General features: G+C 68.9%; 4 protein-coding genes and 2 pseudogenes. 5 read left to right on the top strand and 1 reads right to left on the bottom strand.

What is annotated here, in order from left to right; all coding sequences use genetic code 11:
• From ACZ7IB_RS35790 to ACZ7IB_RS35770, 5 genes and pseudogenes are all read left to right on the top strand, one after another.
• Window positions 1–369 (top strand): ISAzo13-like element transposase-related protein (locus ACZ7IB_RS35790; protein ID WP_470918411.1); only part of this gene is annotated, 369 nt, incomplete at its 5' end.
• A gap of 36 nt (window positions 370–405) precedes the next feature.
• On the top strand, window positions 406–816 hold the full coding sequence (locus tag ACZ7IB_RS35785; RefSeq protein ID WP_470918409.1) for a hypothetical protein: 411 nt from the start codon (window positions 406–408) through the stop codon (window positions 814–816).
• Window positions 817–849: 33 nt separating this feature from the next.
• Window positions 850–2,886: pseudogene (locus ACZ7IB_RS35780) on the top strand (bifunctional aldolase/short-chain dehydrogenase); the annotation flags it as partial.
• A gap of 16 nt (window positions 2,887–2,902) precedes the next feature.
• Window positions 2,903–4,381: a rhamnulokinase gene (locus ACZ7IB_RS35775; protein ID WP_470918408.1), complete on the top strand. Its 1,479-nt coding sequence runs from the start codon at window positions 2,903–2,905 to the stop codon at window positions 4,379–4,381.
• 81 nt (window positions 4,382–4,462) lie between these two features.
• Window positions 4,463–5,905, top strand: a pseudogene (locus ACZ7IB_RS35770) (arabinose isomerase); the annotation flags it as partial.
• A gap of 76 nt (window positions 5,906–5,981) precedes the next feature.
• Here the strand turns inward: ACZ7IB_RS35770 and ACZ7IB_RS35765 are convergent.
• Entirely contained in the window at window positions 5,982–7,055 is a 1,074-nt protein-coding gene (locus ACZ7IB_RS35765) for an enoyl-CoA hydratase/isomerase family protein (protein WP_470918406.1), read from the bottom strand.
• Between the last annotated feature and the right edge of the window lie 235 nt (window positions 7,056–7,290).

The raw sequence follows: 7,290 nt of genomic DNA, 5'->3' as shown, positions 1-7,290 counted from the left end.
GCACACAGACTCCTGATCACCGCGGACGGCGGGGGCTCGAACAGCTCCCGCGCCCGCGCCTGGAAGGCCAACCTCGCCGCCCTGGCCACCGAGACAGGTCTGGAGATCAGCGTGTGCCACCTGCCCCCAGGCACATCGAAATGGAACAAGGTCGAACATCGCCTGTTCTCCTTCATCTCCATAAACTGGCGCGCCCGCCCGCTGACCAGCTACGAAGTCGCTCTCAACCTGATCGCCTCCACCACGACCACGACCGGCCTGCGTGTCAGCGCCCGCCTGGACGAGGGCGCCTATCCCACCGGTATCGAGATTGACGCCCAGCACCTTGCGGCGCTGCGTATCGACCCCGACGACTTCCACGGCGAGTGAAACTACACCATTCCGCCGCAGCCCGGCGTCCCGGCCGTGCCGCTGCAGCCGCAAGGGCGCCGAGCCCATCCCCGCCAGGCCCACACCTTCGACGCGGCGCTGGCCACCCACCCGGTGCTGACCGGTCTCACCCGGCAAGCCCTCGACCAACTCGTCAGCAGAGTTCGTGAGTTGATCGACCAACTCGCACCGGGCCAGCGACCCCGCCACCGCAAACTCGCGGTCGAAAACATCATCTGGGCCTCCGTCCTGGACCAGCGCGGGCTGCCCGCCTCGCTGATCGCCCACCTCTTCCGCGTCGGCGAGAACCAGATGCGCACCCTCCTCCAGCAGACCCGCCCCCTGCTACAGCGACACGGCCACCACAGCGACCCGCTCCCGGTCCGTCTTATCGACCCCAGCGAACTCGCCCGCTACGTCATACACGCAACGACAACAGACGATTGACCCGACATGCACCAGTAATTTCTCGACGGACCCGCGACCCACAGCGAAGTCGCCGCGCTCCTGGAGCGTGCCCACCGGATCGGCTCCGACGCCCGCAACACCAACTACGCAGGTGGCAATACATCGGTCAAGGCCACCGCCACCGACCCGGTCACCGGCGGCGAGACCGAGCTGCTGTGGGTCAAGGGGTCCGGTGGTGATCTCGGCACGCTGACCGAGGCCGGTCTCGCCGTGCTGCGCCTGGACCGGGTGCGCGCGCTCAAGAACGTGTATCCGGGGATAAAGCGCGAGGACGAGATGGTGTCGGCGTTCGACTACTGCCTGCACGGCAAGGGCGGCGCCGCTCCGTCCATCGACACGGCGATGCACGCACTGGTCGAGGCCGCGCATGTCGATCATCTGCATCCGGACTCGGGGATCGCGCTGGCGTGCTCCGCCGACGGTGAGAAACTCACGGCGGAGTGTTTCGGCGACAGGGTGGCCTGGGTGGGCTGGCGCAGGCCCGGGTTCCAACTCGGTCTGGACATCGCCGCGGTCAAGGAGGCCAACCCACAGGCCGTCGGTGTGATTCTCGGCGGCCATGGCATCACGGCCTGGGGCGAGACGTCCGAGGAGTGCGAGCACCACGCGCTATGGATGATCCGCACCGCTGAGGCATTCTTTCAGGAGCAGGGCAAGGCGGAGCCGTTCGGCCCCGTGTGGGCCGGCCGGGAGGCGCTCTCCGAGGAGCGGCGCCGGGAGCGAGCCGCCGCGCTCGCCCCGCTGATCCGCGGTCTGGCGTCAACCGACCGTCCGCTGGTGGGCCACTTCACCGACACGGAGCCCGTGCTGGACTTCCTCTCCCGCACCGAACACCCGCGGCTCGCCTCGCTCGGTACCTCGTGCCCCGACCATTTCCTCCGTACGAAGGTCAGCCCACTGGTCCTCGACCTGCCCGCGGACTCCCCGCTGGACGAGGCTGCGACACGCCTGAAGGAACTGCACAGGGAATACCGGGAGGCGTATCGCGCCTACTACGAGCGTCACGCAAGCCCCGACTCCCCCGCGATGCGCGGCGCGGACCCGGCAATCGTGCTGGTGCCCGGAGTCGGCATGTTCTCCTTCGGCAAGGACAAGCAGACTGCCCGGGTCGCCGGGGAGTTCTACCTCAATGCCATCAATGTGATGCGCGGCGCCGAGGCCGTCTCCTCATACGCGCCGATCGAGGAGTCCGAGAAGTTCCGGATCGAGTACTGGGAGCTGGAGGAGGCCAAGCTGCGCCGGATGCCGAAGCCCAAGCCACTGGCCACCCGGGTGGCGCTGGTCACGGGTGCGGGGTCCGGTATCGGCAAGGCCATCGCGCACCGGCTGGTCGCGGAGGGGGCGTGTGTCGTCGCCGCGGACCTCAATGCGGAAAACGCCTCCTCGGTGGCGCAGGAGCTCGGCGGGCCCGACAAGGCTGTCGCGGTGACGGTCGACGTGACCAGTGAGGAGCAGATCGCCGGGGCGCTCAAGGCGGCGGTGCTCGCGTTCGGCGGTGTGGATCTCGTCGTGAACAATGCCGGGATCTCGATCTCGAAGCCGCTGCTCGAAACCACGGCCCGGGACTGGGATCGTCAGCACGACATCATGGCGCGCGGCTCGTTCCTGGTCTCGCGTGAGGCCGCCAGGGTGATGCGGGCGCAGAACCTCGGCGGCGACATCGTCTACATCGCGTCGAAGAACGCGGTGTTCGCGGGCCCGAACAACATCGCCTACTCGGCGACCAAGGCCGATCAGGCTCACCAGGTGCGGCTGCTGGCGGCCGAGTTGGGCGAGCACCGGATCCGGGTGAACGGCATCAACCCCGACGGTGTGGTGCGCGGTTCGGGGATCTTCGCGGCCGGCTGGGGTGCCCAGCGTGCGGCGACGTACGGCATCGAGGAGGAGAAGCTCGGCGAGTTCTACGCCCAGCGGACCCTCCTCAAGCGCGAGGTGCTCCCGGAGCACGTCGCGAACGCCGTCTTCGCACTGACCGGCGGGGACCTCACGCACACGACCGGTCTTCACATTCCCGTCGACGCCGGTGTGGCGGCGGCGTTCCTGCGATGACCCGGATGAGAGTCCCATGTCTGCGACGTCACTAAGCGACGCGGTCTTCGCGGCCGTGGACCTCGGTGCCACCAGCGGCCGGGTGATCACCGGTCGGGCCGGTCCAGGGCAGCTCGTGCTGACCGAGGCGCATCGCTTCCCCAATACCCCGGTCCGGCTGCCGGACGGGCTGCGGTGGGACGTGCTCGCCCTGTACCAAAGGATGCTGGACGGTCTGCGGACCGCTGCGCGCAGCGGTCCGATCGCCTCGGTCGGCATCGATACCTGGGCGGTCGACTACGGCCTTCTCGATGCCGACGGAGCACTGCTCGGGCTGCCGTTCCACTACCGCGACAGCCGTAACGGCCAGGCAGTCGAACAAGTGCTGGCCGAATGCGGGGCGCAGGAACTGTACTCCGTCAGCGGCTTGCAGCATCTGCCGTTCAATACGGTGTTCCAGCTCGCCGCGCATCATGCGAGCGCCCACTGGGGTGCGGCACGGACGATGCTGTTGATCCCCGATCTGCTGGTGCACTGGCTGACCGGAACGGTGGGCGCGGAAATCACCAACGCGTCGACGACCGGCCTGTTCGATGCATCTGCCGGGACCTGGTCCGATGCGCTGATCGGCCGACTGGGTCTGGAGCGTTCCCGGTTTCCGCCACTGCGTGAGCCGGGTGACCCGGCGGGGACACTGTTGCCGCATGTTGCCGAGTACACCGGGCTGCCGGCAGGTACACCGGTGACGACCGTCGCTTCGCACGACACGGCGTCGGCGGTCGCCTCGGTGCCCGCGACCGAGCCCGGATTCGCGTATGTGTCCTGTGGCACCTGGTCGTTGGCAGGTCTGGAACTGGCGGCCCCAGTGCTGACGGAGGAGTCCCGGGCGGCAAACTTCACCAACGAGCGGGGGGTGGACGGCACCATCCGCTATCTCCGCAACATCATGGGCATGTGGCTGCTGGAGGAGTGCCGCCGTGCCTGGGACCGGCAGGGTACGGCTCCGGGCCTGGCCGAACTGCTCGCAGAGGCGGCCCGTGCCCGGCCGTTCGCCGCGTTGATCGACCCCGACGACGAGACGTTCCTCGCTCCGGGTGACATGCCGTCGCGCATCGACGCCCATCTCGTACGAACCGGACAGAAACCGCCCGGCACTCCCGGCGGGTATGTGCGGTGTGTGCTGGAGAGCCTGGCGCTGGCGCATCGCAGGACGCTGGGGCAGGCCGCCGGTCTCGCGGGGCGGGAGCTGACCCGGATCCATCTCGTCGGCGGGGGTTCACGCAACGAGCTGTTGTGCCAGTGGACCGCGGATGCCACCGGCCTCCCGGTCACGGCCGGTCCCGCCGAAGCGACCGCGCTCGGGAACGTACTGCTGCAGGCACGCGCACATGGTCTGGTCGGCGACCTCATGGACATGCGACGACTCGTCGCGCAGACGCAGGAATTGCGCCACTACGCCCCTCAGGGAGATCAACGGGCCTGGGACCGGGCTGCCGCAAGGCTGGAGCCGGCCTGAGTCCTGGACACCTCGACCGGGAGCCCGGGCCTTTCTCCGTGGAAGCCCGGGCACTCGATGGATGACGGAGGAAGGAAAATCATGACTGATGTATCTCCCGCCGCGCTCGACGGCGTGCTCGCCCGCACCACGCGTCGTCGTACCCGTGTCGGTCTGGTCTCGGGTGGACTCGGTGCGTACTGGCCGCAGTTCCCCGGCCTCCTCGACCAGCTGCAGGAATCGGCGCGCTTCGTGACCGGGCGGTTCGAGGAAATGAGCTGCGAGGTCGCCGACGCCGGCTTCATCTCCGACCCGCAGGAGGCCGCCAGGGCGGCGGAACAGCTGCGCAGGGCCGACTGCGATATCGTCGTGATGTTCCTGCCGACGTATCTCACGGCCTCGATGGTCCTGCCGATCGCCCAGCGCACCCACACTCCGGTATTGGTCATCGACCTCCAGCCGACCGAGGCGATGGACCACCCGAACACCGACACGGGCAAGTGGCTGGCGTACTGCGGACAGTGCCCGCTGCCGGAGGTAGCCAATGTGTTCCGGCGAAGTGGAATCCCCTTCCGCTCCGTCTCCGGCTATCTGCACGACGAGAACGCCTGGAACCGGATCCGCCGCTGGATCTCGGCCGCGCAGGTGCGCGGCGCGATGCGCCACGGCCGTCACGGGCTGATGGGCCACCTCTACCCCGGGATGCTCGATGTCTCCACCGACATCACGCTGGTCTCCACCCAGTTCGGCGGACACGTCGAAGTCCTCGAATTCGACGACCTGCGGGTCCGGGTCGCCGCCGTGACGGACGAGGAGGCCGCCGAACGCGTTGCGCTCGCGCGTACGGTCTTCACCCTCGACGACTCCGTCGACGAGGACGATCTCGCCTGGGCCGCCCGGGTGTCGGTCGGACTCGACCGGCTCGTCGAGGACTTCGAGCTCGACAGCCTCGCCTACTACCACCGCGGACTCGAGGGCGAGATCCACGAGCGGCTCGGCGCGGGCATGATCCTCGGGGCATCGCTGCTGACCGCCCGAGGCGTCCCTATGGCCGGTGAGTACGAGCTGCGCACCAGCCTCGCCATGCTGATCGCCGACACCATCGGCGCCGGCGGCTCCTTCACCGAGCTCCAGGCCCTCAACTTCCGCGACCGGGTCGTCGAGATGGGCCACGACGGCCCCGCCCACCTCGCGATCAGTGCCAAGGATCCGCTGCTGCGCGGGCTGGGCGTGTACCACGGCAAACACGGGTGGGGCGTCAGCGTGGAGTTCGACGTCAAACACGGTCCGGTCACCACGTTCGGTATCGGTCAGGAGGCGGACGGCACCTTTGCGTTCATCGCCTCCGAGGGCGAAGTCGTCCCGGGTCCCCTGCTGGAGATCGGCAACACCACCTCCCGCGTCGACTTCGGCCTCGACCCCGGCGAGTGGACCGACGCCTGGTCCTCGACCGGCATCGGCCATCACTGGACTCTCTGCACCGGCCACCGTGCCAAGGACCTCAAGGCCGCGGCAGACCTGCTCGGCATCCCGTTCCGCACCGTGACCGGCCTCCACGGTCCCGGTCCGTCTCAGTTCCGTCTCCGTCCGCCCCGGCCTGCCTCAGTCCGTATTCGTCAGATCAGTCCGTCGTCCGGGAGTCGGAGTCCAGGCCGAGCTCTCGGTCGCCCAGCGTGGCGAAGAAGAGCGCCACGTCGGCCTCGGAGACCTCGGCCAGATCCGCCGGGCGCCACCGGGGATTGCGGTCCTTGTCAATGATCTGGGCACGCACGCCTTCCACCAGGTCGGGCCTGGTGAAGGCGGTGCACGAAGTCCGGTACTCCTGGTCGAGCACCGCCTCCAGGCTGTCGAGCGTGCGCGCCCTGCGCAGCGCGGAGAGTGTCACCTTGAGCGCGGTGGGCGACTTGGCCAGGATCGTCTCGGCAGCCTGCTTGGCGGCGGGGACACCGCTGTTGTCGAGGCGATCGAGGATCTCCTCGACGGAGTCGGCCCGGTAGCACGAATCGATCCACTCGCGGTGCGCCACCAGTTCACCGCCCGGCGCGGGCGAGGCGAACCGCCGCACCGTCACCTCGATCTCGGCAGCCGTACCGCAGGCGGCGAAGGCCCTGGTGAGCTCGGCGAGGCGCTGCGACGGTACGAAGTGGTCGGCGAGCCCGCAGAGCAGCGCATCACCCGCGCCGACCGCATCCGCGGTGAGCGCCAGATGGGTGCCGAGCTCGCCGGGCGCGGCACCGAGCAGGTGTGTCCCGCCCACATCGGGGACGAAGCCGATGCCGGTCTCGGGCATGGCGATGCGCGAGCGTTCGGTGACGATCCGGACGTCGCCGTGGGCCGAGACACCGACGCCGCCGCCCATCACGATGCCGTCCATGATCGCGACATACGGCTTGGGGAATCGGGCGATACGGGCGTTGAGCCGGTACTCGTCACGCCAGAACTCCATCGATGTGCCGCCGCCCACGCGGGCGTCCTCATGGATCGAGCGGATGTCGCCGCCGGCGCAGAGGCCGCGCTCCCCCGCCCCGGTGATCAGGACCGCGGTGACGGTGTCGTCGAGCTCGGCTTCGGCGAGTGCTCCGTCGATGCGCGCCACCATGGCGTGGTTCAGCGCGTTGAGCGCGCGCGGGCGGTTGAGCGTGATGTGCCGGATGCGTCCTTCGGTGTGCAGCAGGACGGGATCGTCGTAGTTCATGAATCCGCTCCGGTCAGCCCCTGTGCCGTATCGCCCGCCGATCGCGGACGATCTTCCGCTGCCATTCTGCGGGGCGGGTCCCGGGCTCGGGCAGCAGGGGTGCGGAGGCCGCCCGGAACGGCCCTCAGCCCGGTTTTTGCCAGGTGTCCGCTGTGGCAGCCTGCCGGAACCAGTTCGACAATTGAGACACCTCGTACGGGCCGTGCCGCCCGGCTGCCCCGCCGGAAGACGTCCG

This window comes from Streptomyces sp. NPDC037301, from assembly GCF_055602785.1.
Note: the sequence above shows the minus strand (reverse complement) of the source record. Positions and strands in the feature narration are given on the sequence as shown.